Origin of the sequence: Brevibacterium sp. GP-SGM9 (assembly GCF_047300845.1) — a bacterium.
Lineage (GTDB): Bacteria > Actinomycetota > Actinomycetes > Actinomycetales > Brevibacteriaceae > Brevibacterium.
In genome coordinates this window covers 2,799,315-2,823,097 of the sequence record NZ_CP178563.1, presented here as the reverse complement: position 1 = coordinate 2,823,097, position 23,783 = coordinate 2,799,315, and the positions used below count along the sequence as shown (strand labels likewise).

The window sequence follows — 23,783 nt, the reverse complement described above, 5'->3', positions numbered from 1 at the left end:
CTCCTTTACTTGTTATCTGACATGTATATGTATAGTGACATGCATTCACGAAGCATGTCAAGAGACATGTAAAATCGAAGCATGACAACAGACGATCCGACCGAGAAGATCTCCCAGGCCCTCACACGGCTCCAGTGGAGAAGAGGGTTCGGCGGCCCCGGAGGCAGGCGCGGCGGCCCGGGCCCCGAAGCCTTCGGTGACAACGGACCCTTCGGCAAGAACGGCCTCTTCGGAGAAGGCGGACCCTTTGCCAAGGGAGGGCCCTTCGGTCCTCACGGCGGAGGTCGGGGCAGACCGAGCGCGGGCGACGACGGCCACGGCAGGGAAGGTCGCGGATCCCACCCCAACCACGAGGATTGGCGCGAGTGGGGACGCCGACTCGGGGGCCACCTCGGCGGGAGAGCCCAGCTTCGTCTGCTCATCGCCCTCGCTCAGGTGGGGCATGCGATCGGAGTGAGCGCGCTCGGTGAGGCGATCGGCGTCGATCAGCCCCGAGCGTCACGACTCGTCTCCCAGGGCGTCGAACTCGACCTGCTGCGCAGGGAGGCCGACCCCGAGGATGCCCGGCGCACGCTCATCGCCCTCACGGAGAAGGGACGGGCGATCACGGACCGATTCCTCGGTGCGCAGCGGGCCAGCGTCGATGTCGCACTCGACTCATTCTCGGAGACGGAGCGCGCGCAGCTGGCCGAGCTCCTCACTCGCCTCGCCGAGGCGTGGCCGCGGTAGACGGACGGAGGCTCAGCCTTCGGCGAGCGCCTTGAGTCGCTTGAGAGAGGCGAGCAGACTCGCAGCCGTCGTCGACTGCGCGCGGGGCAGACGCTGCGGATCACGCAGCTCGGTCCAGTCATAGGTGTGACGGACCAGGCAGGAGCCCTCCCCCGTGGGTTCGAGCTCCCAGACCCACTTCTGACCGAAGGGTTCGCCACCGACCTCGGAGGGCTTCCAGGCGATGAGACTGCCCTCGGCGAAGTCGACGATGTGATTCTCACGGTCGACGCCCTTGGTCAGGGTGGTGATGAAGGAGCCGCCAACCTCGACCACCCGCTGTCCGGCGACGGCGGAGCCGAGGTTGTCGTTGCCGTCCCATTCGGGCTGTCGGGTGGGGTCGGCGATGAGTTCGAACACGGTCGCCGCGGGCGCATCGATGTCGAGCTCGACGCTGACGACCTTGAAGGCGGGGTCGATGCTGTCGAAGACGGATGCGTCATCGGACTGATCGGTCATGGGGTGCCACCTCTTCGCCTGGATGCGGCCCGAGTCGGACTCGGCATCGTCGATGCACTGTCACCGTCAGGATACACAGCACCGGCGCCTGGCCTCCGCGGCGTCAGTCTTCGAGGGCCCGATCCTGCCGCTCTGCCCGCAGTGCCGCGGTGCTGAAGCGGGTGAAGAGCCGTGAGGAATCGCTGGACAGCGACAGCAGCACGGCGACCTGCATGGCGATCGTGGTCAGCGCGTACATGTTCGTCGCCAGGTCGCGGTCACCGGTGAAGTAGTTCGTCATCGACACGATCACGGAGATCGTCGACAGCGTGAGGATCCACAGTCGCGCCCGGTTGCTGCCCCGGAACACCGAGGCGGAGGCGATCACCTGGAGGCAGCCGATGAGCAGGCTGAGTCCGATGAGGATTCCGGCGGCGATGCTCGTGGCCGTCTCGTCGCTGAGCGAGTCGATGTCCGAACTGTAGTCGGTGACCTCGGTGCGCAGACCATCCCAGTCCAGGACCGTGCTGAGAACATCCCACGCCTGGAAGAGGAGCAGAACCAACACGAGAGCGGCCCCGACGACCGTCTGCAGCGGCCGTTTGCGCCACAGGGTCTTCGTCACCTCGGAGACCGATCTCGACTCGGTGTAGATCTGAGTCGCGTCGAGGGCGAGCTCAAGACGGGCCGGGGAATCGGCTTCGTCGGCGACCACCTCGCCGACTTCGAGTATCGGCAGATCGCCGTCGGTGATGATCGCGTCCCCGCCGCCGTTGCGGGAGTGGTAGCCGGTTGAGAAGTCCTCGATGTGCTCGACCCGGATCGACCGATCCTGCCCGGTCACGGTGTCGACGATGTAGTCGCGTTCGACGTCGGTGTTCTCTTCGATCTTGTGAGTGAATTGGAGGGTGAAGAGCGAGATTCCGACGCTCTTGTCGTAGGTTCCGGCGGCCAGCCAGTCCGCCTGATGACCGCCGGGAAGCAGCCACCCGGTCGGACATTTCCAGAACCGGACGTGGTGACGCTGCCCGGGATCCCCGTCAACCTCCTGCTGGTAGGCGAAGTCCTGACGCCGACCGAAGAGCAACAGCGGGGACACCGGGGCCTGCGGGTAGCTGCGCCTGGTCACCGTCGAACGGATGATCTCCCAGGTCGACGCCGGAGTGATTCCATCGGCGAGGATCCACCCGGCGGCCTTCATGGCATGGTGGATCTGCGCCTCATCGCCCCGCCATGCCAGATTGACCGGATCCCCCAACAACCCATCCGAGGTCCGCGTCCGCCCGATGAAGTAGTTGGGCACGTAGATCTGCGACAGGATGCGGTGCAGCCTGGGCAGAGCGAGATAGGACACGACCACCCAGAAGGCGAGCAGAGTGAGCACCTGCCACCAGCCGAGGCTGAACCCCTTGAGCAGGATGAGCAGTGCCAGCCAGGTCGACGAGGCACCTCCGAAGAGGAAGAAGACATAGTCAAGGACTCCGGTGACCGTGAAACGGTGGCGCCGATAGACGAACGACTGCTTGTGTCGCCCTCGTCTGGCCGGGCCGCTGGGGCTCGGTTCCGGCGCCGTCGTTCCCGAAGTCATGAGGAACAGTTTAGTGAGCGTTCCTCGCCCCTCGGAATGAGGAGAACCCGAATCACACCGCCGAGGTGGTCGGGCGGCTCAATCGCCGAGGCGGTCGAGTGGCCGACTCACCTGGCGAGGTGGTCGGGTGGCTGACCCGTCGAATTCGGCGGCTGACTCACCCGTCGAAGTCGGGCGCCCGTCGGTCGCCTCGTCGTCGCTGCAGCGCCGCGGTCGCGGTCGCCGCCACTTCGCGGCTGCCGTCGGCGGCCAGTTCCGCGATGAAGTCGTCGACTTCGTCCCCCGGAATCTCCATGAGCACCTGGAGGACCCGAAAGCGTTCGACGGCATCGGGCGAGGAGGCGTGACGACGCAGTTCGGCCATGATCTGCCCCGGAATTTGCCGGCTCGAGCCCTGATCCTGTTCACCCAGGTCCTGGCCCTGCCCGGTGGCATCCGCACCGAGGATGACAAAGGCGGCGAGCGCCTCGGCGGCTTCGATGTCCTTGGGCCCGTCCATGGCCATGTCGAGCAGATCGGGCACCGCAGACGGGTCCCTCAGCTGGGCAAGAATGAGAGCCGAGGTGGTGCGCACCTCGAGGTCGGTGTCCCCCAGGCCTGAGCGGAGAGCTGTCATGATCGTCGCGCGGCTCGCATCGTCGAGCTCGTCCGAGGGCGTATTCCTGCGGATCTCGTCCAAGGCGCGAACGGCGTTGCGACGAACATCGACAGCGGTCGAGTCCATCCCCTTCGCCAGGTGACGAACAGCGTCTGAGCCCGACTGGGCGAGCGCCCAGCGCATCGCCCCGGCGGCATTGAGAACGGTCTCGCTGAGCACCGCAGCCGAGAGCGATTCGACGGGCACGCTGCCGTCGACCCCGCTGCCCAATGCGGCCTTGTGGCGTTGGATGACGTCACCGGATTCGAGGGACCGGAGAAGATCGATGGTGAGCAGCAGCGATTCTCCGTCGATACCTCCGAGTTCGTCGATCTGCTCAAGGCGGCGGAGCAGTGCGCGTTCGGCGGCGATGCGCTCTTCGGACTGTGCGACGAGATCGCCGATCAGCCGGCCGGCGTCGAACTGGGGATCGTCGAGCACGGTGCCGGCTTCGGCCAAGCTCATTCCGAGTTTGCGCAGACCTTCGATATGGAAGATCCGCCCGATGTCCTCGGCCGAATACTCTCGGTATCCGCTCACGGTGCGGTCACTGGGAGAGATGAGACCGAGCGACTCATAGTGACGCAGCATTCTCGCGCTCACTCCGGAGCGTCTGGCCACTTCGCCGATCAGCATTGCCAACTCTCTTCCCTGACTCTGTTGAGGGATCCGGGCCGCGGATGCACCCCTCTCGAGTATGCCGCACTCATCGACCGGAGGAAGGAGCCCGAGACTGCGGTCGCTCCCGCACCGGGCTTGCCCCACCCGGCGCCGGAGCGGATGATCGACCCTTCCCGAAGTCGATCTATGCCGTAGCCTCGGACCCCAGCGCGACCACCCGTTTGGCGTCGCTCAAGGCGTGAGCGAATCCGGCGTCGGGATCGTCGTACATATCCCGGGTCACCATGGCGTGTGCCCGCACTGTGTCGTCCTCTGCAGACAGACTCTCATCGAGCACTGACACGAGATCGTCACCGAGGATCACAAGCGCGCGACTGAGGCTCTTCTGCATCTCGATATCGCCGCGCCCCAGCTGTGTGACCAGGGCGGCTGCCAATCTTTCGCGCGCCTCCCCCGGCACCAGAGCGGCGGCGGTTCGCCAGGCGCTCCGGGCCACCTCGGCGTCGGAGTGGGCGATGAAGCGGGTGCCGCTGGCAGCCGGGTCGAGGACAGCCCAGGCTCGAGGGTCGCCGATCTTGGACAGCGTATGCAGGGCCTGGCTCTGCGCCTGGGGCACATCGGAGTCGAGTTCGGCGATGAGACGGGGCACGGTCGCTTCGGCGGGAAGTCGGGTAAGTGCCCAGGTCAGCATGTCGCGGACGAAGAAGTCGGGTTCGGTCCGGGATCGGCTGATCAGCTCCTCGAGGTCGCTGACCTCGACGCGGGTGCCGATCGCCATTGCGGCCTGCAGGCGCTGCTGCGGATTCGACCCGGCCAGGGCTCGGATCAGGGTCTGCTGCTGTGGATTGGTCATGGTCTCCACCTCCTTGATCATCAGTAAAGACCTTGACAGCGTGTCAAGGTCAAGCGCGGTGCGGCCGTCGAGCGTCCGCCCCGGTCTGTAGGCTCCGGATTATGGACAAGATCGATCCGAAGAAGTCGATGCTCGGCTATCGCGCCAAGCGCGGGGAATTCGAGACCCTCGAACTGCCCGCGCGGCAGTATCTGATGATCGACGGGCATGGTGATCCGAATTCCTCACCCGAGTTCACTTCGGCCGTCGAATCCCTCTATCCGCTGGCCTACGGTCTCAAATTCCTCAGCAAGCGCGAGCTCGAACGCGACTATGTCGTTCCCCCGCTCGAAGCGCTGTGGTGGGCAGACGACATGTCTGCCTTCACAACTGCCAGAGAAAAGTCGAGCTGGGACTACACGCTCATGCTCCTCGTTCCCGACTGGCTCAGCGGCGACGATGTCGATCGGGTCACCGACACACTGCGAGAGAAGAAGAGGGCACAGGCGCAGACAACGACGCCCCGCCTCGGCGAGATCCGCCTGGAACAGCTCCGGGAAGGCACCTGCATCCAGACCCTGCACATCGGACCCTTCGACGCCGAGGCGGAAGTCCTCGCCCGGCTGCACGACGAGGTCGTTCCCCAGAGCGGATTCGAGTTGGCCGGGAAACATCACGAGATCTATCTCAGCGATTTCCGACGGGTCGCCCCTGAGCGGCTGCGAACGATCCTGCGCCAACCGGTCGTCCGGGTCGAGGGCGGGTGATGCCGGTCGAGATCAGGTGAGGGGAATCAGCCTCCGCTCGACCAGCCGCCGGTCGTCGGAGCGGTCGTGCTCGAGGTGGGCTGGGGGTCGACGGCATCGGGATCACTCGAGCTCCGATCACCGACGACGAGCACCGCGACGATCGCGACCACGATGCCGGCCAGACCCAGCGCGAACATGATGACGGCGGCCAGCGCACAACCGACCAGAGGGCTGCGCTGAGGGCGACGTCGGGAGTAGAAAGGCATGGTTCGAGCTTATGAGAACTCGGCGGATCGCGACGTCGGCGGAGGGTGCAGGGTTGACACATCACGGAACTTCCGTGACCGTTCTGTGACAAAAGGCACGGCGTGGATACATTGAGCCTTAAGTTTGTTGCAGTATCGTTATATTCATGCCTCGACAGACACGACACCGCAAGGGCCGCCGGTCCATGCTCGTTGGTGCCCTGATCGGCCTCGGGGCAGCAGTGACGGCACTCGCCGTGGCGGCGGTCATCATTGTCAACTCACCGGTCTCATTCGGATCCACGAAGATCAGGCAGATGCAGATGGCCTCGGTCAACCAGCTCAATGAACAGCAGATCGACAACGCCCGACTCATCATCGGCGTCGGACGCGGCGGCGGGTTCGACGACGAGGCGATCAGGATCGCGCTGATGACTGCCCTGCAGGAATCGTCCCTGCGCAACCTCGACTCCGGTGACCGCGACTCGATCGGGCTGTTCCAGCAGCGCCCCTCCCAGGGTTGGGGCGAACCGCATCGGCTCAACGACCCGGTCTATGCCTCCAAGTCGTTCTACGGCATCAACCCGGATATCGAGAATCCCGGCCTTGAGCAGATCGACGGGTGGCACAGGATGAGCCCCACCGAGGCGGCCCAGGCCGTGCAGCGCTCGGCCCTGCCCGACGCCTACGCACAGTGGGAGACCCTGGCCGATGACCTCATCGGATCACAGAACGACGTCGAAGCGCTGAGCTGAGTGGTGACGACGAACCGACCGATCCTGCCCGCAAAGTCACGCGACCTGCCGGCAAAGGCACGCGTCCTGCCCGCAAAGGCATACGCGGCGACAGCGCTGGCGGTCGGCATCGGCCTGTCCATCAGCGGGTGCACTCTGCTTCCGGACAAGGCCGGGCACGCCGACGGCCCCTACCCGCAGACCATCGACTCGCCCTTCGGCACCACCACGATCGAGGACCAGCCGAAGACGGTCACCGTGACCAGTTCGACCGACCTCGACATCGCCCTGGCACTCGGCGCCGACCCGGTGATCGCACCCGCAGACACCGCCACGGCCACCGACGACTCCGAGACGGACACAGACTCCGACTCACAGCTGAGCCCCTGGGCGAGTCAGGCGATCGAGGACGAGGGCCTGGATGCCCCGCAGACCTATGACGGTGCGAAAGGCCCCGATCTCGAGGCCATCAAGTCAGCGAACCCCGACATCATCCTCGCCACCGGCCTCAGCGACGCAGAGAAGCACTTCGACGACCTCTCGGACATCGCCCCGGTCGTCGCCTCCGACGAGACCGACTCATGGACGGATCGCACGGCCGCCGTGGCCACCGCCCTCAACCGCGCGGATGAGGCCAAGAGCGCGGTCAGCAAGGTCACCGACCGGGCCGAGGACGTCGCCTCTCATCACCTCGAATTCGAAGACACGACCTATGCTCTGGCCGATGTCCGCAAGGACTCCATCGACTATCTCTCCTTCGAGGGCAGCGACACCAGCTTCTTCGACAGCCTCGGACTGTTCCCCGACTCGGCCGCACAGGAGTACTCGGCGAAGAAGCATTCGGTGACCAAGGACGAGGTCGACGATCTCGACGCCGACATCCTGCTCATCCACTTCCCCGACAGCGGGCAGGGACTGCTCGACGAGTCCGAGCTCGCCGACCCCTTCTACCGCGAGGTTCCGGTCATCCGCGGCAAGCACTACAACGTCCTCGACGACGATGCTTACACCGCGCTGACGAACCTGTCACCGCTGAGCTGCGACTGGCTGCTCGAGAACATCCCCGACGAACTGGGCAAGGCCGAACAGGGCACACCCTGACGAGTTCCCGCCCGGGCTCCAAGCAGCCGAGAGCCCGAGCATACGCTCACCTCAGTTGCTTCGCCGACACCGTTCTCCGGTAATCTCTGTTCATGGCCTCCACTGAAGATCCCGCTCCGGTCACCGCCGCAGTCGAACAGCTCCTGCGCAACCCCGAGGACAATCTTGAGGCCATCACCGAGACCGCCGACCTGTTCAAGGCACTCGCCACACCGTCGCGGCTGAAGATGCTGCTCGTCCTCGCCCACGGGGAAGCCACCGTCACACACATCGTCGAATCCACGGAGCTGTCCCAGCCCCTGGTGTCCCAGCACCTGAAGTTCCTCCGCGGCCTCCACCTCGTCGGGGTCAATCGAGTCGGGCGTGAGGCCTACTATTCGCTCAAGGACGATCACGTCGCCCACATCATCCTCGACGCCCTCGCTCACACCGTCGAAGGCCACGAGCACTGATCCTCACCGGCGCTTCCGCAGCGCCTCCGGCCCACCGCCGACGACCCACACGATAGCGGCGACGAGCACCGCCCCGATCCACTGCGCCGGCTGCAGCCTCTCACCGGCGATGAACGACCCCAGCACCACCGCCGACAAGGGCTGGAGCAGCATGAGCGCGGCGGTCCTGGGCACCGGAACCAAGGGACTCGACATGCTCAGCAGCACCCACGACAAGGCCTGACCGCAGACCGCGAGCGCAAGCATCCACGCCCAGCCGTCCCAGCCGAGGTCGAAGTCGAGACCGCCCAGTCCGATGCCCGCAATCGCAGTCATCACCCCGGCGGCGATCGTGCCGACCTCGACCGGAGCGATCACGAAGCGCGGTGCCAGGCGGCGACACTGATGGATGCCGAAGATGTAGACGCCGTAGAGGATCCCGGACAGGATCCCGAAGATCGCGCCCCTAGTCGGATTCGCAGCCGCGGCATCCGCACCGAAGACTCCCCCGGTCAGCAGCATGCCGACGATCATAATCGGGATGCAGCCGATGAACAGCCAGCCGGGTCGCGAACCCCCGAAGACCCAGACCAGCGCGGGAAACACGATGACCTGGACGCTGATGAGCACGGTTGAGACACCGAGACCGGCATCGAGGACGCTCTGTGCCCACAGCACGTAGTCGAGCCCGAGCGCGGCACCCGAGACGGCGGCGAGGAGCACCGCCTTCGCCGGGAGTCGGCCGAACCTCCGCAGCTCCCGGTAGGCCAACGGTGCGAGAACGAGGACCGCGATCCAGCAGCGCAGGAATGCTGCGGTCTGGGCGGTCGCCTCGGCGAGGATGACGAACAGACCGGCCGATCCCAGGAGCACCGCTGCGACGATGACGCCGAGCGTCGGCAGGGCCCCACCGTTCCCCGCATCCTCCGCGGATGGCGGTCGGTCGCCCGGACCGCTCATGCCATGAAGTCGAGGATGCGGTCGAGTGCCTCGGCGGTCCGGTCCGCACCGACGGCCAGGGACAGCCGCACCGACCGCGACCCGTTGACCGAATCGAAGTCATCGCCCGGAGCCAAAGCGACCCCGGTCGCGTCGAGCAGCGACTGACACCACTGCGCCGAGGTCTCGAATCCGCTTCGGCGCAGGATCTCGTCGATGCGCGCATACATGTAGAACGCCCCGTCGGGCGGGGCCATGTCCGTGAAGCCCAGGTCCTCGGTGGCATCGAGGACGTGCGCGCGGGCCCGGGCGAAGGACGCGACCGCCGCCTCGCATTCGGCGTAGGACTCCTCGGTGAATGCGGCGATGGCGGCATGCTGGGCCGGCACCGGGGCGCAGAGGGCGAAGTTGCTGGTCAGCCCGCTCGCGGCGGCGGCCAGTGAGGCGGGCAGGATCGCCCACCCGAGCCGCCACCCGGTCATCGCCCAGTACTTCGAGAACGAGGAGATGACGATCGCCTCGTCGTCGTGGGCCAGCGCGGTCTCGCCGGGGGTGCCGATGTAGCTGATGCCGTGATAGATCTCGTCGGAGATCACCTGCACCCCGTTGGCCCGGCACCAGGCGATGAGCTCGCCGAGGTGGTCCGCCCCGATCATCGTTCCAGTCGGATTCGCCGGGGAGGCGAGCATCAGGCCCTTGAGCGGGGCCTGGGCGTGGGCGGCGGCGAGGAGGTCGACGGTGGGTTGGAAGCCGTGTTCGGCACCGCAGTCGAGTTCGACGACCTCGCAGCCGAGGGCGGCGAGGATGTTCTTGTACGCACCGTATCCGGGCCGGGCCAGGGCCACCCGGTCACCGGCGTCGAAGCAGGAGAGGAACGCGGTCTGGAAGGCTCCGGAGGATCCGGTGGTCACCGCGATGCGCTCGATCGGAATGTCGACGCCGTACCAGTCGCGGTAGTGCCCGGCGATGGCCTCCCGCAGTTCAGGGATCCCGAAGACCGCGGAGTAGCCGAGGTTCGTGCCGTCGCTGAGCACCTCGGCGGCGCGCCGGCGCACAGGGGCGGGGGCGCCCTGGGTGGGTTCGCCCAGGCACATGGCGATGGTGTCGCGCCCGGCCCGCTGCATCTGCTGGACGGTGGCGACGATGTCCATTGCGGCGAAGGGGACGACGCGAGCGGCGCGAGCCGATCCGCGCAGCGCCGAGGCGGCGGTCGCGGAGGCGAGGGGATCGGCCGAGGCGGCGGTCGCCTCGGCGGGGGTGTGGGCGGTCATCGTCTCACTTCCTTTCCCTGGGGACGCGGCCCATCAGGTAGAACTCGGGATTGGGCATCATTGCGCCGATGTGGGCCATCCGGTTCGAGAGGCCGAAGAAGCCGGTGATCGCGGCAATGTCCCAGGCGTCTTCGTCGTCGAAGCCGTGCTCGGCCAAGGCGGCGAAGTCGGGGTCGCCGACGGTCCAGGGTTCCTGACAGACCTTCATCGCGAAGTCGAGCATGGCTCGCTGCCTGACGGTGATGTCGGCCTTGCGGTAGTCGATGGCGACCTGGTCGGCGATGTGGGGGTTCTTCTCGAAGATCCGCAGGACCGCGCCGTGTGCGACGACGCAGTAGAGGCAGTTGTTCACCGCCGAGGTGGCCGTGCCGATCATCTCCCGGTCCGCCTTGCTCAGATTCCCCGTCTCCTTCTCCATCAGCGCGTCGTAGTAGGCGAAGAAGGCGCGGAATTCGGCGGGCCGGCGGGCGAGTGAGAGGAAGACATTGGGCACGAAGCCGGACTTCTCGGACACGGCCAGAATCTGCTCGCGGATGTCGTCGTCGACCTCGTCGATGTCAGCATATGGGTATCGCATACGGCCCATGCTAGCTGTCGCAGCCCCCGTTCTGTGCCGGCGGTCACGGACGGGGCTGGACACCTCCGGCATCACCGCTAGTGTGAGTGAGAGACCATCGATGACGATCACGAGGAGTGGAATCATGAGCGACGAGAACACCGGTTCGACGGGTGAGGTCCAGCTCGACAACGGAGTCTTCCGCGTCACGCGCTGGACCATCGAGCCCGACGGTGTCATTCCGATGCACAGACACGAGCACGAGTACGTCGTCGTGCCCATGGTCACCGACACGATGCACGTGAGGAACTCCGACGGCACGGAGATCACCGCCGAACTCGAGGCAGGAGTGACCTATACGCGTCCGGCCGGGTCCGAACACGAGGTCTCGAATCCCGGCGGCAGCGCCGACGTCGTCTTCGTCGAGGTCGAACGCCTCTGAGGGCACCTATTCACTGCTCAGGCGCGGGGTGTGTCAGACGGGCACGTCCCAGGTGTGCACGGGTTCGCCGGACGCCTGGTTCTCCAGGTAGGCGTCCATCATCGCCTTCAGCCCGTCCCGGCGTTCCGGTGAGTCCGGTCGGCTGCCCGGCGCCAGATGATCGAGCATCCGCAGCTGCCACGTCGCACCGTTGGCCCGGCGCTCGGCCCGGCCTTCGATGATCGACATGTACTCCTCGATGACGTCCTTGTCGATGTTCAGTCGACTCAGGCCCCGCCTCGCCTGCGGGATGAGGACGTCGGTGACGAGGTCCGCGACGCCGATGTTGCCGATCTTCGGCCAGGTCACTCGCGCGTTGATGCCGTTCTTCGCGCAGGCGAAGAAGTTCTCCTCGGCCTCCTTGAAGGACATGCGAGACCAGACGGGCCGATTCTCGCCGACCAGGAATTCTGCGAGACCGTAGTAGAAGGCGGCGTCGGCGACCATGTCGACCGGGGTCGGGCCGGCAGGCAGCAGGCGGTTCTCGACCCGGATGTGGGCTCCGTTGTCTCCCGAGTTGTAGATCGGGCGGTTCCAGCGCCACACGGTGCCGTTGTGCAGGTTGAGCTCGAAGAGCTTCGGTGCGTCGGCCTCGCTGAACTCGACGAAGTCCTTGATCTCGGGCAGCAGCGGCGGGAAGTAGCGGACGTTCTCCTCGAACAGGTCGAAGACGCTGGTGATCCACCGTTCGCCGAACCACACGCGCGGGCGCACTCCCTGGTTGACCAGTTCCGGGGTGCGAGTGTCGATGGACTGGGTGAAGATCGGGATCCGCGACTCGTGCCAGAGCCGGCGGCCTACGAACAGCGGCGAGTTCGCGCTCATCGCCACCTGGGCCGAGGCGATCGCCTGGGAGGCGTTCCACGCATCGGCGAATTTGTTCGGCGCGACCTGCAGGTGCAGCTGCATCGAGGTGCACGAGGATTCGGGGGCGATATCGGCGAACTCGGCGCGGTAGTTCTCTTCCCGGCCGAGCTCGATCTGCACGTATTCGCCGCGGGCGTCGATGACCGAGTTGCTCAGCGCCTCGTAGCGGTTCTCCTCGGTCATCCACTTCTCGTCGGTGAGGAACTGGGTGCTCAGGGTGGGCAGGGTGCCGATCGATGCGACCTTGAGTCCTTCCGCCTCGGCGGCCTTCTGGGCCTTGCCCAAGCGGTGGGCGACCCCGGTTTCGAGCGTCTTCAGCCCCCGTCCAGCGACCTGGAGGACGGGATGGTTGAGTTCGAGATTGAAGCCGCCGATTTCGGACTGGTATTCGTCGTCGAGCCGGCTGAGCACCTTCGTGTTGTTCAGGCTCGGCTGATTGTCCGCATCGACGAGGTTGAGCTCGAGTTCCAGCCCGATCGTGCCTGCGGACTTGAATTCGGCATGCCGCAGGTAGGTGTCGAAGAGTTCGAGGTTCTCCGCGAGCTTCTCCCGATACAGCGTGCGTTCTTCCGGCGTGTACCGCTTGGAATTGACTGCCTCACCCATGGAACAAGCAAACCACAGACGGGCCCTTCCACGCCCCTCGGCGTCGAGTTTTCCTCGCTGTTCGCAGGATTCGGACACCCCGGCCGACACGTGACTTCCACCGTAGAATCGCAGACATGACTTCGATCTCCAGATCACTGCCGCTGTCCGCTGACCTCGTCGCCCAGGCCGAGAAGCGCCTGCCCGAGATCCTCGCCGACATCGAGCGGGTCATCACCCGCGAGACGCCGTCGTCGGACAAGGAAGCGGTCGCCGCAGGCGCCCAGGACTTCGTCGACCTGCTGCGTGAGCGCCTCGGCGCCGTGGCGGAGATCCTCACCGTCGAGGGAACCTCCCACGTGCGCCTGCGCTTCGGAGACGGCCCGGCCCGCGTCGTCCTCCTCAACCACCAGGACACCGTGTGGCCCCACGGCACACTCGAGCGTCTCCCCTTCTCCATCACCGACGGGATCCTCCGCGGTCCCGGCAGCTTCGACATGCTCACCGGGGCGATCATGAGCGTGCACGCGACCGCGATCCTGCGCGAGAACCTCGGCGAGGATGCCCTGAACGGCCTGTCGATCCTGGTCACCGGCGATGAGGAGATCGCCTCCCTGACCTCCTCCGATCTCATCCGCGCCGAGTCGGCCGAGGCGAAGGCCGTGTATGTGATGGAGGCGAGCGCGGGCGGTGCGCTCAAGCTCGAGCGCAAGGGCACGAGCAACTACGTCCTCGTCTTCCGGGGCAAGGCATCGCATGCCGGACTCGAACCAGAGAAGGGGATCAACGCCGGCATGGCCTTGGCGCTGACCCTGCCACTGGTGGCCGACCTCGCCGATTCTGATGCCGGGACCTCCGTGGTGCCGACCGTGATCAGCGCGGGCACCACCTCGAACACCGTGCCGGCCGAGGCGCGCGTCGATGTCGACGTCCGAGCCCGCACCGCCGTCGAGCTCGAACGCGTCGATGCGCAGATTCGCGAGCTCGCGCAAAATCCGCAGCTCGAGGGCTCGACGACCGAGGTGCTCGGCGACATCAACCGCCCGCCGTTCGAGAAGGTGCAGTCCTCTGCCCTGTTCGAGCGAGCCACCGCACTGTCAGCGCAACTCGGCCTGCCAGCACCGGAGGGCGTCTCCGTCGGCGGGGCCTCGGACGGGAACTTCACCGCCGGTGACGGCATTCCCACCCTCGATGGCCTCGGCGCCGTCGGCGATGGGGCCCATGCCGAGCACGAGCACGCCGTGGTCGCCGAGATCGCACCCCGCACCGCCCTGCTCGCGGCCCTCATCGCCGACCAGCTGCAGGGCTGAGCCCGCGGACGATGTGGATCGGCGGGCCGCTTCAGTCGATTGTTCGGCTGCGTCCGAGCAGTTTCGGGCCTGATTCTGCTCGGGATCGTCCGATCAATCCACCTCGGCGTCCCGGGACACCCGGCAGTCAGTCGATCGGGTAGCCGGCGGCATGGAGAACGTCGGGATTCTTCGTCGTGAACAGCCAGTCGCGGAAATGCGGGTCCGGCACGATCTCGTCGTACGCGGTCAGACGGTCACGGCCGACGAGGTAGTAGTGGTATCCGAATTGACCCAGCACGCTCATGAGCTCATCCGGCTTCGCTCGATCGTCGAGGACTTCGCAGAGGATGTCGGGCCGGAGCGCGTCGAGGAATTCCTGTCCGTGTGAGAGGACATCGTTCTCCGCGCCTTCGACATCGATCTTCACCGTCACCTTCGGGCCGGCTCCGGAGGGTTCGACAGCGGTCGTCGGCAGGTCGAGGAGGAGTTCGTCGAGCGAGGTGAAGCGCACCTCGGCGCCGGATTCGAAGTCCATGGATGCGGAGTAGAAGGACGGCAGCGCCGATCCCCCGTCGCCGGTGGGCACCTGCATGGTCTCCCCAGGACGGCCTACCCCGGTGGGGTGGACGGTGACTCGCTCGCCGAGGTGGTTGCGGGCGACGTTCTTCTCCAGCCCCGCGACGACGGCGGGGATGATCTCGAAGCTGTGGGCGATCACGTTCGGGTTCGCCGCGAGGACGGCCATCGTGAAAACGCCGGTGTAGGCGCCGACGTCGAGGAACACCTCGGCGTCGCGGCTGAGATCGACCATGAGGTCGAGGGCGAAAGCGTCCTCTTCTTCGGTGCGGCGGCCCTGGCCCCAGTAGAACTCTTTGGCGATCTCGCACCGGAACGGATCGACGAGATAGAAGTCGCCGCCGCCGGCGCGGCCGCGCACCTCGGTCAGCCCGATCGGGGCGGGAAGCCTGCCCACCTTGATGCCGTTGATGCGGGGAGCCACCGCACGCAGAACTGGGTGGAAGATGGGCTGCGCGAGGGCAGCCTTGACCGGGAGCTTGAGCCCGAACCAAGTCTGCTTCCGGGCCTTGAGCGAACTGAGATAGTCGTTCATGTGGCTCTCCATCTTTGCGCGAACCCTTCGCTCAACCGTATCAATGACTGAGGTGGGGCTCCACTGCTCCGCTCCGCGATCCCGGTGGTGGAGATAGGCTGGGTGACAAGATCATCAGCCCACGTTGCGAAGCAGGAGCAAGGCATATGAAGCTCACCTCGGTCACCCTCCATCAGGTGTCGATCCCCCTCGTCACCCCGTTCGAGACCTCGTTCATGCGAGAGACCGAGAAGGACTGCTACCTCGTCGAGGCGAAGTTCGACACCCCGAAGGGCGAGATCACCGGGTGGGGTGAGTCGGTGGCGATGATCGCCCCGCTCTATTCCTCCGAGTACGTGGCCTCGGGCATCGATGTCACAAAGCGCTGGCTCGCCCCGATCCTCTTCGACGTCGACGACCTCACGGCCGAAACCGTGTCCTGGCACCTGCGCCACGTCATCGACCATCCGATGGCGAAGTCCGCCCTGGAGATGGCCGTCATCGAGGCCCAGCTCAAACTCCACGGTCAGTCATTCAAGGAGTACCTCGGCGGGGTCGTCGACTCGGTGCCCTCCGGTGTTTCGGTGGGCATCCAGGACTCCGTCGAGGAGACCGTCCGCGTCATCGGTGACTACCTCGACGAGGGGTACGCGCGGATCAAGCTCAAGATCAAACCGGGCAAGGACATCGCGCCCGTGGCCGCCGTGCGCAAGGCCTTCGGCGATGACTTCGGCTTCCAGGTCGACGCCAATGCCGCCTACACCCTCGTCGATGCCTCCCACCTGCGCCGCCTCGATGACTATGGACTGCTGCTCATCGAACAGCCCTTGGGTGAGGCCGATATCCGGCAGCACGCGGAACTCGCGAAGCTGATGGAGACTCCCATGTGCCTCGACGAGTCGATCGTCTCCGCCGAGGCGGCTGCCGACGCGATCTCGCTCGGGGCTGCCGCCGTCATCAACATCAAGCCCGGCCGCGTCGGCGGCTTCATCGAAGCGAAGAAGATCCATGACCTCGCCGCCGCCCACGGAGTCGCCGTCTGGCACGGCGGAATGGTCGAAACGGGCCTGGGCCGCGCGGCGAATGCGGCCCTGGCCTCACTGCCGGGCTTCACCCTGCCCGGTGACATCTCCGGGTCGAATCGCTTCTTCCACGAGGACATCACCGAGGAGATCGTCATGCACGACGGCAAGGTCGACGTCCCCACCGGGGTCGGCTTCGGCGTCTCGATCGACCCGGAGAAGCTGGAACGCTTCCGCACCGAGTCGATCGAGATCCTGCCCGAAAGCTGAAGCTTCGCAGGCAAGCCACGGCCGCTCGGCCTGAGCCTGCCCATCCCTCACCCGTGGGTATGGGTCTCCTGCGCGGCATCCTTCGCCCGGTCGAACTGGAAAGTCGAATGCTCGATGGCGACCTGGAAGTGCTCGGCCAGGCACTCCTGCAGTGAAGTGAGGATCCTGGGTGCATGACCGTCATAGAAGCACTCGTCGGCAAGGACGACGTGGGCGGTGAGCACGGGCAGGTTCGAGTCGATGCGGGTCACGTGCAGATCGTGGACCTCCTGCACATGCTCGACTCCCTCGATGTGTTCCTTGACTTTGTCGAGGTCGAGTTCCTTCGGTGCGACTTCAAGCAGGATCGACCCGGTCTCGCGCAGGATCGAGAACGCTCGCGGCACGATGAGCGCGGCGATGAACAGTGCGGCCACCGCGTCCGCACGTGTCCAGTCGAAGAACCAGATGGAGACCGCTGCGACGATGACGGCCACCGAGCCGAGGGCGTCGGCGATGACCTCGAGGAAGGCTGCCTTGAGGTTGAGCGACTCGTTCTTCGATGAGCTGAGGATGATGATCGAGACGATGTTGCCCGCCAGACCGATCGCACCGAAGATCAGCAGCTCCGGTCCGGGCACCTCGGGCGGCGCGAAGAAGCGGCGAATGCCCTCGACGAGGCTGTAGACGCCGAGTCCGAGCAGCAGGGTCGCCTGCGCCCCGGCGGCGAGCACCTCGGCGCGACGGAATCCCCAGGTCTTCTGCCCCTTCGCCGGCCTGCGCACCAAGGTCGCCGCAAAGAGGGCGATTCCGATGCCGATGAGGTCGACCGCGTTGTGCCCGGTATCGATGAGCAGCGCGAGGCTGCCGGTGACGATCGAGCCGATGGCCTGGAAGACGAAGATCCCCAGGACGATGGAGAACACGATCGCGAGCTGTCGACGCGATCCCGTACCGTGCGAATGATCATGTGCCATGGAAACCTCCTCGGAAGCTTCACATTAACATATGCTTATGTTTTTATGAAAGAGACCCGAGTCACATCAATCGGCCGAATCGAAGGCGCTCTCGCCGCCCGAGAACGCGTGAAAAGGTCACAGAACCGAGGCGGAGAGCGTCTCCGCCTCGGTTCTGTGACCTATCGGTCGCCTGAGTCCTAACGGTCCCCTGAGTCCGAGTCCTAACGGTCGTCGGAGCCCGAGCCGCCGTCCGGACCCGAGTCCGGGCCGCCGTCGCCGTCGCGTCCGTCGCGGCGGCGGAGCGCCTCGGAGATGTATCCCTGCACGTCGATCCCGGTCGCCTTCTTCACATCGTCGCCGATGTGCGTGAGGTCGAGCTCACCGTTCTCGTCGAGGTAGTCCTTCGGGTCGAAGTTCTTCCGCCCCCAGCCGGAGGGATCCAGTCCTTCTGCGAGGGATCCTTCGACGACTCGGCCGTCACCGGAATCATCTCCCGCCGAGGCGGTGCCGCCCGAGTCTGGCTCGTTCGTCTCGGTTCCGCCGGAGGTCCCGCCCGATCCCGATCCGGGACCGTCCGAACCGGGTCCGCCGGTTCCCGAACCTCCCGCAGACCCGGCACCGCCGGAGCCGGGGCCCTTGGCTCCGCCCTGGTTCTGCGCCTTCGTGACGAGATCGGACAGGTCGATGCCCGTCGTCCCGCGCACGACCTCGAGGACCTGCGCGAGGTTGTTCGACACCGAGTTCGCGAGCTTCGACTCCCCGTCGGTCGACACGATCGAGAGATCCTTGATGTTGGCATAGGGGGCGACGAGCTCACCGGCGATGTTCGGCAGCACCTCGAGGACCTTCGAGAGCACGGCAGCGTCGTTGAACTTCTTGTACGCCTCGGCCTGCGCCTGCAGGGCTTCGGCCTCGGCCTCACCGCGGGCACGGATCGCATCCGCTTGGGCCTCACCTTCGAGGCGGATCGCTTCGGCGTCCTTGGACCGACGGTGCAGTTCGGCCGCGGCCTCGGCCCGACCCTGCGCCTCGATCTCATAGGCCCTGGCGTCGGCCTCTGCCTGCTGCCGGTAGCGTTCGGCATCGGCCGGCCGACGCACCTCGGCGTCGAGCTGTTCGGCGCGCAGCTCGGCGGCTTCCTTCGCGACGATGCGGTCCTTCTCGAGCAGCTTCTGCTTCTCGGCCGCCGCCGCCAGCGGTCCGGAGTTATCGGCCGTGGCCTGCCTCTGATCGGCCTCTTCCTTCAGAGCCGCGCGGCGCAGGGCCAGCTGCTGCTGTTGTTCGGCGATGGCCTGATCGGTCAGCGCCTGCTGCTTCTGGGTCTCCTCATTCTGCTGCGCTTCCTCGACAGCCGAGGCTCGGGAGGCATTCGCCTCGGCGATGGCGGCGTTCTTGGCCACTTCGGCGGCCTGCGGACGACCCCAGTCGCGCAGGTAGCTGCCCTCGTCCTCGACGGCGGAGATCTGGAAGGTGTCGATGACCAGACCCTGGTTGTTCATCGAGTGCGCGGACTCCTCCTGCACCTGGGCGGCGAAGGAGGCTCGGTCCTGGATGATCTGCTCGACGGTGAGCGTGCCGACGACGGCGCGCAGAGTACCGGAGAGGATCTCCTTCGAGTAGTGGTCGATCTGGTCCTGCTGGTCGAGGAAACGCTGCGCGGCCTTGCGGACATCGTCCTCTGTGCCGCCGACCTTGACCTGCGCGACGCCGCGCAGACGCAGAGCGATGCCGTTCTTCGAGATGCCGTCGATCTCGACGGAGATCTGCCGCGAGGACAAGGAGAGGATGAACGCCTTCTGGACGATCGGATAGACCACCGAACGTCCGCCGATGACGATCCGCCCCGAGCCTGAGGCTCCGCTGGCATTGCGCCCGGTGATGATGAGCGCTTCCGAGGGGGAGGCGATCTTGTAGGACCGCAGCACGACGACGAGCGCGATCAGAATGACAATGACGATGACGCCGACGAGTCCGGCGCCGAAGAGCAGGTCCATAAGTGGGCCTTCCATCGCTTGAGGATGAGCATGTGCGACCGATGGCTGCCCAACGGCCCTGTCCGTTCATCCTATGCGAGGTCAGGAACCTTGCCCAGGGAGGTTTCCCGCCGAGGCAGCCGGTCAGCCGGCACCCGCGGAACCTGGCGATGACACCCCGGCAGAACCTCGCCGAGGCGGTCCCCGCCGGGTCATCGGCAAATCAGGATCCGGGTGGGCCCACGGTGAGGAGGACCACGAAGACGATGACGACGATGATCAGACCGATGCCGAGCGCGAGCCACGGCGAGCGCAGCGCCCAGGCGACGAGCTTCTCGAGCGGTCCGCGCGGATCGCGTCCAGCGGTGCCGAGGCCCCAAACTCCGTCGAGTGCGCCGGCCCGGGCGGAGACGATCTCGAAGGGCACGGTGGCGAACGGAATGATCGCGGCGACGAGGCCCATGAGCACCCGCTTCCATCCCCACTTCTGGGAGATGCCGACGAGGAACACTGCGAAGACGAAGCAGAGGAAGACGAATCCGTGGACGCTACCGCCGATCCGCACCCCCACTTCGGTGGTCTTGGTCACGTATTTGAGGAACATGCCGATGAGCAGCATCGCCCAGGTGATGGCCTCGGCCACGGCGAAGAAGTTGAAGAATCTCTTGGGAGTCACAGGAGACCATTCTGCCCGGTCGAGGTGAGTGGCCGCTGAACGCCTCCACCGACTGAGCGAGCCAGTCTCACCCCCGGCCGCAGACATGGGCACGCGGGCCGGTGAACTTATACAGTCACCGGCCCGCGTGGCTCGGGGGTATCGGCTCAGCCATCACGGCTGCGCCGGGGCGTCGGCTCGACCTGTGCGGCCGAGCCGACCGAGTTCAGCCTCTGCGGCGGCGTGCACCCATGGTCATCGCGACACCGAGGGCGATGAGCGCTCCGGCCGAGATCACCAGCGGCAGTGCCTCGCTGCCGGTGCGGGGGAGGTCTCCGCCTCCACCGCCTCCGCCACCGCCGGTACCGGGTCCGTCACCTGCGGCGACGACCTCGAAGGAACCGCCCAGCGGATCTCCGCCTTCACAGTCGACGCTGACTTCATAGGCACCGATGTAGGTCTCCGCCTTGGACTCGTCGAGTCCGCGGACTCCGAACTTCGCGACCATGTCCTCGCCGACCTCGGCGGTCTGCTCGAAGGTCTCGATATTGCCGTTCTGCGGCTCGACCGTCATCGTCGCGGTGGTGTCGGCGGTGCAGCCGCTGGCAGCGACCTGGACTCCCCGCTCGCCGACGAACTCATCGGCCTCGATGGTCTTCGGATCGATGCTCAGCGCACGCTCGTCAGGGGACTCGGTGGGAGTCTCCGTCGGAGGGTCCGTGGGATCGGTCGGCGGATCGGTCGGATCCGTCGGCGGGTCGGTCGGAGCATCGGTGAGCTCGTAGGCGAGCACATGCACCGCATAGGCGATGGCCGGAGCGAATATGTCCACGGACTCCTTGCTCACATTCTCGATCGTGTCAGTCGCCTGATGGTAGTTCGTGTCGTGCTTCTCACCGACGGTGCCGCCGAACATCTCGGCCTCCTCGGCCGTCTTCGTGCCGTCGGCACCGGAGAACAGACCGCTGGCCGGAACGCCGTTGTCGATGAACGCCTGATAGTCCGAGCGTCCGGAGAAGTCCGTGCCGACGTTCGGCTGATCGACGTCCGCGAAGTAGTCGGTGAAGACCTCTTCGAGCTCGGCGGAGCCCTCGGGCACATTGACGCCATCGGGAATCGGCACATCCGAGCCGTCGGAGTCCAGCGTGCCGACGATGTAGTTGTCCGAGCCGATCATGTCGAAGTTCATGTACGCCTTGACCTTCGAGAGCTCAGCATCACTCAGGCTCTCGACATAGCGCGTCGAGCCGACGAGCCCGACCTCCTCGGCGCCCCACCAGCCGAAGCGGATCGCATTGTCGACCTCGGTCGACTGCTCAGCCAATGCCTCGGCGCTGGCCAGCAATGCGGCACTGCCGGAGCCGTTGTCGTTGACACCCGGTCCTTCGCGCACACCATCGAGGTGGGCACCGAACATCTGCACGTTGTCGTGGTCGCCGGCCTTGGTTTCGGCGATGACGTTCCAGGTCGTCGAGGTGGTGAACTCCGTCTCGAGCGTGAAGTCGGCCAGCAGCGGCGTCTCCTCATCGGCGCCCTGCACCGCGGTGAGCAGGTCGTTGCCAATGGTGTAGCTGACGCCGACCGTGGGTGCGCCGTTCTCGATCCGCTCGCCGAGGGTGGCGTTGAGTTCCTCATCGGGAGCGGAGGTGTCGTTGTTGTAGAGGATGACCGCCGCGGCGCCGGCGTCGGTGGCCGCCTGGGTCTTCTCACCGAAGGAGCAGACTCCGCGGGCGACGAGGACGAGTGCGCCCTCGGCGGACTCGTCGTAGTCGGAGGCCGCGCAGCCGAGCTGTCCGCCGTCGAGGTCGCTGTAGTCCTCATCGACCGGCAACACCACCGGCAGGTCTGTCAGGGGGTCGCTCGTGCCCTCGGTGTAGCTGGCCGGAGTGACCTCGATGGCCTCCCCGTCGACCGTGACCTCGACGGTGTCGAAGGTCTGATCATCGACCTCGAAGGCCTGCCGTTCGACGTCGAAGGCTCCGGTCGCCTCGAGGGTGTCCTCGACGTATTCCACGGCCTCTTCGTAGCCGGGGGTGCCCAAGGCACGGAACCCTTCCTCGGAGTGCGAGGTGGAGATGTCGGAGATCTTCTGCAGGTGGTCCATCACGGCGTCGCCGGTGACGCCCATATCGGTGTGCTCGCTCGGGCCTGCGGTGCCCGTCGCCATCGCCGGGCTCACCCCGCCCATCACTAATCCGGCCGCGGCGGTGACCGCCAGCCAACTCTTCGTGCGCAACTTCATGGAGTTCCTTTCGCTCCTTCATGTGCTCACAGAATCGGAGAGTTCGCACGACGAAATGGACCGGATCCGCAGTGCGGCGCCGGCGCATTCTCTCGTGCTGCAGGGGAAGATCGATTCTCGCGTTTCGCCATGCTGTCGTCATTGGTAACGAAACACATACTTCTATAACGAAACGGTGACACAACTCACATTGGGCTTTAATCTAGCTCAGATCCTGAGAGTTTCATGTAACGAATCGATAACAACCGCAAAAGCCCCATGTGCGCCGCCGGTCCCGCACCGCACACCGCGGCAGAGACCGCACCGACTAGACTCGACACGGTGATGACCAACGACACCACCCGCCCGAGCCAGGAGCCCCCGGCGCCGGATCGGCGGACGATACGCCGCTGGCAGCGCTATCTCGCGAACGAACGCCTCGAGGAACGGGTCTACCGCGACCTCGCCGAGCGCCGTACCGGCGAGGACCGTGACATCCTCCTCTCCCTGGCGACCGCGGAAGCACGGCATCAGCAGCATTGGACCGACCTCCTCGGCGAGCATGCGCAGAAGCGCCGCGCACCCGACCTCGTGACCTACGCTCTCGCGTTCTTCGGTCGGATCTTCGGTTCGGTCTTCATCCTCGCCCTGGCCCAGCAGTCGGAGACGAGCTCTCCCTACGAGGACGACGAGGCGGCCTCGGCGGAGATGGCCGCCGATGAGCGGATCCACGCCGAGGTGGTCCGTGCCCTGGCCGCCCGGTCCAGAGCTCGCCTGTCCGGCAACTTCCGCGCCGCCGTCTTCGGCGCCAACGACGGACTGGTCTCGAACCTCGCCCTCGTCCTCGGCGTCGGCGCCGCCGGAGTCTCGAACACCATCATCCTGCTCACCGGCGTCTCCGGGCTGCTCGCCGGCGCCCTGTCGATGGGGGCCGGCGAGTACATCTCGGTGCGCTCCCAGCGCGAACTCCTCGATGCCTCGACTCCGGACCCGGAGTCCCGGCACGCCCTGGCCGATCTCAACATCGACGCGAACGAACTCGCCCTCGTCTACCGGGCCCGTGGAATGGACGCCGACGAGGCCGAGGTGCAGGCGCATCGGACGATCGCGGCGGCGAAGAACCGGAAGGCCCCGCAGCTGCCCAGCCTCGACGCCGGGGTCGACCGCGATGAGCTGGGCACCGGGCTCGGCGCCGCCCTGTCGAGCTTCTGCTTCTTCTCCTCCGGCGCCCTGATCCCGATCCTGCCCTATATCTTCGGGATGACGGGACTGCCTGCCGTGATCCTCGCCGCCGGCCTCGTCGGCATCGCACTCCTGTTCACCGGCGGAACGGTCGGCCTGCTTTCGGGCACCGCTCCGGGGCCGAGGGCGCTGCGCCAACTGGCAGTGGGCTTCGGCGCCGCGGCCGTCACCTACGGACTCGGACTCCTCTTTGGCATCAGCACGGCCTGAGGTTTCAGGTCGGCCCTGATTCCGCCC

The 23,783-nt window shown here is 66.1% G+C and carries 23 protein-coding genes; 9 read left to right on the top strand and 14 right to left on the bottom strand.

What is annotated here, in order from left to right:
- The first annotated feature begins 81 nt into the window (after positions 1-81).
- Positions 82-729, top strand: coding sequence for a MarR family winged helix-turn-helix transcriptional regulator (locus ACH82I_RS12755; protein WP_413333086.1), 648 nt, complete (start codon positions 82-84; stop codon positions 727-729).
- A gap of 12 nt (positions 730-741) precedes the next feature.
- On the opposite strand, the gene ACH82I_RS12750 is transcribed toward ACH82I_RS12755, so the two are convergent.
- From ACH82I_RS12750 to ACH82I_RS12735, 4 genes are all read right to left on the bottom strand, one after another.
- Positions 742-1,227, bottom strand: a complete 486-nt coding sequence (locus ACH82I_RS12750) for an SRPBCC family protein (protein ID WP_413333084.1) — start codon at positions 1,225-1,227, stop codon at positions 742-744.
- A 103-nt stretch (positions 1,228-1,330) separates the two neighbouring features.
- Positions 1,331-2,794: an LssY C-terminal domain-containing protein gene (locus tag ACH82I_RS12745; RefSeq protein ID WP_413333082.1), complete on the bottom strand. Its 1,464-nt coding sequence runs from the start codon at positions 2,792-2,794 to the stop codon at positions 1,331-1,333.
- A 157-nt stretch (positions 2,795-2,951) separates the two neighbouring features.
- Entirely contained in the window at positions 2,952-4,067 is a 1,116-nt protein-coding gene (locus ACH82I_RS12740; RefSeq protein ID WP_413336762.1) for a MerR family transcriptional regulator, read from the bottom strand.
- A gap of 169 nt (positions 4,068-4,236) precedes the next feature.
- Positions 4,237-4,905, bottom strand: coding sequence for a HEAT repeat domain-containing protein (locus tag ACH82I_RS12735; protein ID WP_413333080.1), 669 nt, complete (start codon positions 4,903-4,905; stop codon positions 4,237-4,239).
- A 101-nt stretch (positions 4,906-5,006) separates the two neighbouring features.
- Here ACH82I_RS12735 and ACH82I_RS12730 point away from each other — a divergent pair, with 101 nt between their 5' ends.
- Positions 5,007-5,651, top strand: coding sequence for a GyrI-like domain-containing protein (locus ACH82I_RS12730; protein WP_413333078.1), 645 nt, complete (start codon positions 5,007-5,009; stop codon positions 5,649-5,651).
- A 26-nt stretch (positions 5,652-5,677) separates the two neighbouring features.
- On the opposite strand, the gene ACH82I_RS12725 is transcribed toward ACH82I_RS12730, so the two are convergent.
- Positions 5,678-5,899, bottom strand: coding sequence for a hypothetical protein (locus tag ACH82I_RS12725; protein WP_413333076.1), 222 nt, complete (start codon positions 5,897-5,899; stop codon positions 5,678-5,680).
- A gap of 185 nt (positions 5,900-6,084) precedes the next feature.
- On the opposite strand from ACH82I_RS12725, the gene ACH82I_RS12720 reads away from it, so the two are divergent.
- The 3 genes from ACH82I_RS12720 (at position 6,085) to ACH82I_RS12710 (ending at position 8,165) form a co-directional block, all read left to right on the top strand.
- Positions 6,085-6,633: a peptidoglycan-binding protein gene (locus tag ACH82I_RS12720; RefSeq protein WP_413336761.1), complete on the top strand. Its 549-nt coding sequence runs from the start codon at positions 6,085-6,087 to the stop codon at positions 6,631-6,633.
- 3 nt (positions 6,634-6,636) lie between these two features.
- Complete coding sequence (locus ACH82I_RS12715; RefSeq protein WP_413333074.1) at positions 6,637-7,713, top strand: ABC transporter substrate-binding protein; 1,077 nt, start codon at positions 6,637-6,639, stop codon at positions 7,711-7,713.
- 92 nt (positions 7,714-7,805) lie between these two features.
- Complete coding sequence (locus ACH82I_RS12710) at positions 7,806-8,165, top strand: ArsR/SmtB family transcription factor (RefSeq protein ID WP_230746230.1); 360 nt, start codon at positions 7,806-7,808, stop codon at positions 8,163-8,165.
- Positions 8,166-8,168: 3 nt separating this feature from the next.
- Here ACH82I_RS12710 and ACH82I_RS12705 read toward each other — a convergent pair whose 3' ends face one another.
- The 3 genes from ACH82I_RS12705 to ACH82I_RS12695 are packed head-to-tail and all read right to left on the bottom strand — an operon-like array spanning position 8,169 to position 10,931.
- Positions 8,169-9,104, bottom strand: coding sequence for a DMT family transporter (locus ACH82I_RS12705; RefSeq protein WP_413333071.1), 936 nt, complete (start codon positions 9,102-9,104; stop codon positions 8,169-8,171).
- A complete protein-coding gene (locus tag ACH82I_RS12700; protein ID WP_413333069.1) occupies positions 9,101-10,354 on the bottom strand; it encodes a pyridoxal phosphate-dependent aminotransferase in 1,254 nt (417 codons plus the stop codon). The genes ACH82I_RS12705 and ACH82I_RS12700 overlap by 4 nt, the downstream gene beginning before the upstream one ends.
- A gap of 4 nt (positions 10,355-10,358) precedes the next feature.
- Complete coding sequence (locus ACH82I_RS12695; RefSeq protein ID WP_413333068.1) at positions 10,359-10,931, bottom strand: peroxidase-related enzyme; 573 nt, start codon at positions 10,929-10,931, stop codon at positions 10,359-10,361.
- Positions 10,932-11,055: 124 nt separating this feature from the next.
- Here ACH82I_RS12695 and ACH82I_RS12690 point away from each other — a divergent pair, with 124 nt between their 5' ends.
- A complete protein-coding gene (locus tag ACH82I_RS12690; RefSeq protein WP_413333066.1) occupies positions 11,056-11,352 on the top strand; it encodes a cupin in 297 nt (98 codons plus the stop codon).
- 33 nt (positions 11,353-11,385) lie between these two features.
- Here the strand turns inward: ACH82I_RS12690 and ACH82I_RS12685 are convergent, their stop codons facing one another.
- The gene (locus ACH82I_RS12685) at positions 11,386-12,864 is read right to left on the bottom strand and encodes a glutamate--cysteine ligase (RefSeq protein ID WP_413333064.1); all 1,479 of its coding nucleotides are present in this window, start codon (positions 12,862-12,864) and stop codon (positions 11,386-11,388) included.
- A 116-nt stretch (positions 12,865-12,980) separates the two neighbouring features.
- Here ACH82I_RS12685 and ACH82I_RS12680 point away from each other — a divergent pair, with 116 nt between their 5' ends.
- The gene (locus ACH82I_RS12680) at positions 12,981-14,153 is read left to right on the top strand and encodes a M20/M25/M40 family metallo-hydrolase (protein WP_413333062.1); all 1,173 of its coding nucleotides are present in this window, start codon (positions 12,981-12,983) and stop codon (positions 14,151-14,153) included.
- 127 nt (positions 14,154-14,280) lie between these two features.
- Here ACH82I_RS12680 and ACH82I_RS12675 read toward each other — a convergent pair whose 3' ends face one another.
- Entirely contained in the window at positions 14,281-15,246 is a 966-nt protein-coding gene (locus ACH82I_RS12675) for an FkbM family methyltransferase (protein WP_413333060.1), read from the bottom strand.
- A gap of 146 nt (positions 15,247-15,392) precedes the next feature.
- Between ACH82I_RS12675 and menC the strand changes: the two genes are divergently transcribed.
- A complete protein-coding gene (menC, locus tag ACH82I_RS12670; protein ID WP_413333058.1) occupies positions 15,393-16,517 on the top strand; it encodes an o-succinylbenzoate synthase in 1,125 nt (374 codons plus the stop codon).
- 47 nt (positions 16,518-16,564) lie between these two features.
- On the opposite strand, the gene ACH82I_RS12665 is transcribed toward menC, so the two are convergent.
- From ACH82I_RS12665 to ACH82I_RS12650, 4 genes are all read right to left on the bottom strand, one after another.
- Positions 16,565-17,473 carry a cation diffusion facilitator family transporter gene (locus ACH82I_RS12665; RefSeq protein WP_413333056.1) on the bottom strand — a complete coding sequence of 303 codons (909 nt, stop codon included), beginning with the start codon at positions 17,471-17,473 and terminating at the stop codon, positions 16,565-16,567.
- A gap of 203 nt (positions 17,474-17,676) precedes the next feature.
- Complete coding sequence (locus ACH82I_RS12660; RefSeq protein WP_413333054.1) at positions 17,677-19,464, bottom strand: flotillin family protein; 1,788 nt, start codon at positions 19,462-19,464, stop codon at positions 17,677-17,679.
- 187 nt (positions 19,465-19,651) lie between these two features.
- Positions 19,652-20,104 (bottom strand): DUF3817 domain-containing protein, encoded by a 453-nt coding sequence (locus ACH82I_RS12655; RefSeq protein ID WP_413333052.1) that lies wholly within the window; start codon positions 20,102-20,104, stop codon positions 19,652-19,654.
- A gap of 205 nt (positions 20,105-20,309) precedes the next feature.
- Positions 20,310-22,325, bottom strand: a complete 2,016-nt coding sequence (locus ACH82I_RS12650) for a M28 family peptidase (protein ID WP_413333050.1) — start codon at positions 22,323-22,325, stop codon at positions 20,310-20,312.
- Positions 22,326-22,649: 324 nt separating this feature from the next.
- Here ACH82I_RS12650 and ACH82I_RS12645 point away from each other — a divergent pair, with 324 nt between their 5' ends.
- Positions 22,650-23,756, top strand: coding sequence for a VIT1/CCC1 transporter family protein (locus ACH82I_RS12645; RefSeq protein WP_413333048.1), 1,107 nt, complete (start codon positions 22,650-22,652; stop codon positions 23,754-23,756).
- Positions 23,757-23,783: the final 27 nt, after the last annotated feature.

What these genes read in the sequence shown, in the direction of transcription:
- ACH82I_RS12660 (WP_413333054.1), bottom strand. Translation starts at nt 19,464, where the DNA reads ATGGAAGGCCCACTTATGGACCTGCTCTTCGGCGCCGGACTCGTCGGC.
- ACH82I_RS12665 (WP_413333056.1), bottom strand. Translation starts at nt 17,473, where the DNA reads ATGGCACATGATCATTCGCACGGTACGGGATCGCGTCGACAGCTCGCG.
- ACH82I_RS12720 (WP_413336761.1), top strand. Translation starts at nt 6,085, where the DNA reads ATGCTCGTTGGTGCCCTGATCGGCCTCGGGGCAGCAGTGACGGCACTC.
- ACH82I_RS12740 (WP_413336762.1), bottom strand. Translation starts at nt 4,067, where the DNA reads ATGCTGATCGGCGAAGTGGCCAGACGCTCCGGAGTGAGCGCGAGAATG.
- ACH82I_RS12690 (WP_413333066.1), top strand. Translation starts at nt 11,056, where the DNA reads ATGAGCGACGAGAACACCGGTTCGACGGGTGAGGTCCAGCTCGACAAC.
- ACH82I_RS12675 (WP_413333060.1), bottom strand. Translation starts at nt 15,246, where the DNA reads ATGAACGACTATCTCAGTTCGCTCAAGGCCCGGAAGCAGACTTGGTTC.
- ACH82I_RS12735 (WP_413333080.1), bottom strand. Translation starts at nt 4,905, where the DNA reads ATGACCAATCCACAGCAGCAGACCCTGATCCGAGCCCTGGCCGGGTCG.
- menC (WP_413333058.1), top strand. Translation starts at nt 15,393, where the DNA reads ATGAAGCTCACCTCGGTCACCCTCCATCAGGTGTCGATCCCCCTCGTC.
- ACH82I_RS12680 (WP_413333062.1), top strand. Translation starts at nt 12,981, where the DNA reads ATGACTTCGATCTCCAGATCACTGCCGCTGTCCGCTGACCTCGTCGCC.
- ACH82I_RS12750 (WP_413333084.1), bottom strand. Translation starts at nt 1,227, where the DNA reads ATGACCGATCAGTCCGATGACGCATCCGTCTTCGACAGCATCGACCCC.
- ACH82I_RS12650 (WP_413333050.1), bottom strand. Translation starts at nt 22,325, where the DNA reads ATGAAGTTGCGCACGAAGAGTTGGCTGGCGGTCACCGCCGCGGCCGGA.
- ACH82I_RS12700 (WP_413333069.1), bottom strand. Translation starts at nt 10,354, where the DNA reads ATGACCGCCCACACCCCCGCCGAGGCGACCGCCGCCTCGGCCGATCCC.
- ACH82I_RS12695 (WP_413333068.1), bottom strand. Translation starts at nt 10,931, where the DNA reads ATGCGATACCCATATGCTGACATCGACGAGGTCGACGACGACATCCGC.
- ACH82I_RS12725 (WP_413333076.1), bottom strand. Translation starts at nt 5,899, where the DNA reads ATGCCTTTCTACTCCCGACGTCGCCCTCAGCGCAGCCCTCTGGTCGGT.
- ACH82I_RS12685 (WP_413333064.1), bottom strand. Translation starts at nt 12,864, where the DNA reads ATGGGTGAGGCAGTCAATTCCAAGCGGTACACGCCGGAAGAACGCACG.
- ACH82I_RS12730 (WP_413333078.1), top strand. Translation starts at nt 5,007, where the DNA reads ATGGACAAGATCGATCCGAAGAAGTCGATGCTCGGCTATCGCGCCAAG.
- ACH82I_RS12645 (WP_413333048.1), top strand. Translation starts at nt 22,650, where the DNA reads ATGACCAACGACACCACCCGCCCGAGCCAGGAGCCCCCGGCGCCGGAT.
- ACH82I_RS12710 (WP_230746230.1), top strand. Translation starts at nt 7,806, where the DNA reads ATGGCCTCCACTGAAGATCCCGCTCCGGTCACCGCCGCAGTCGAACAG.
- ACH82I_RS12745 (WP_413333082.1), bottom strand. Translation starts at nt 2,794, where the DNA reads ATGACTTCGGGAACGACGGCGCCGGAACCGAGCCCCAGCGGCCCGGCC.
- ACH82I_RS12705 (WP_413333071.1), bottom strand. Translation starts at nt 9,104, where the DNA reads ATGAGCGGTCCGGGCGACCGACCGCCATCCGCGGAGGATGCGGGGAAC.
- ACH82I_RS12755 (WP_413333086.1), top strand. Translation starts at nt 82, where the DNA reads ATGACAACAGACGATCCGACCGAGAAGATCTCCCAGGCCCTCACACGG.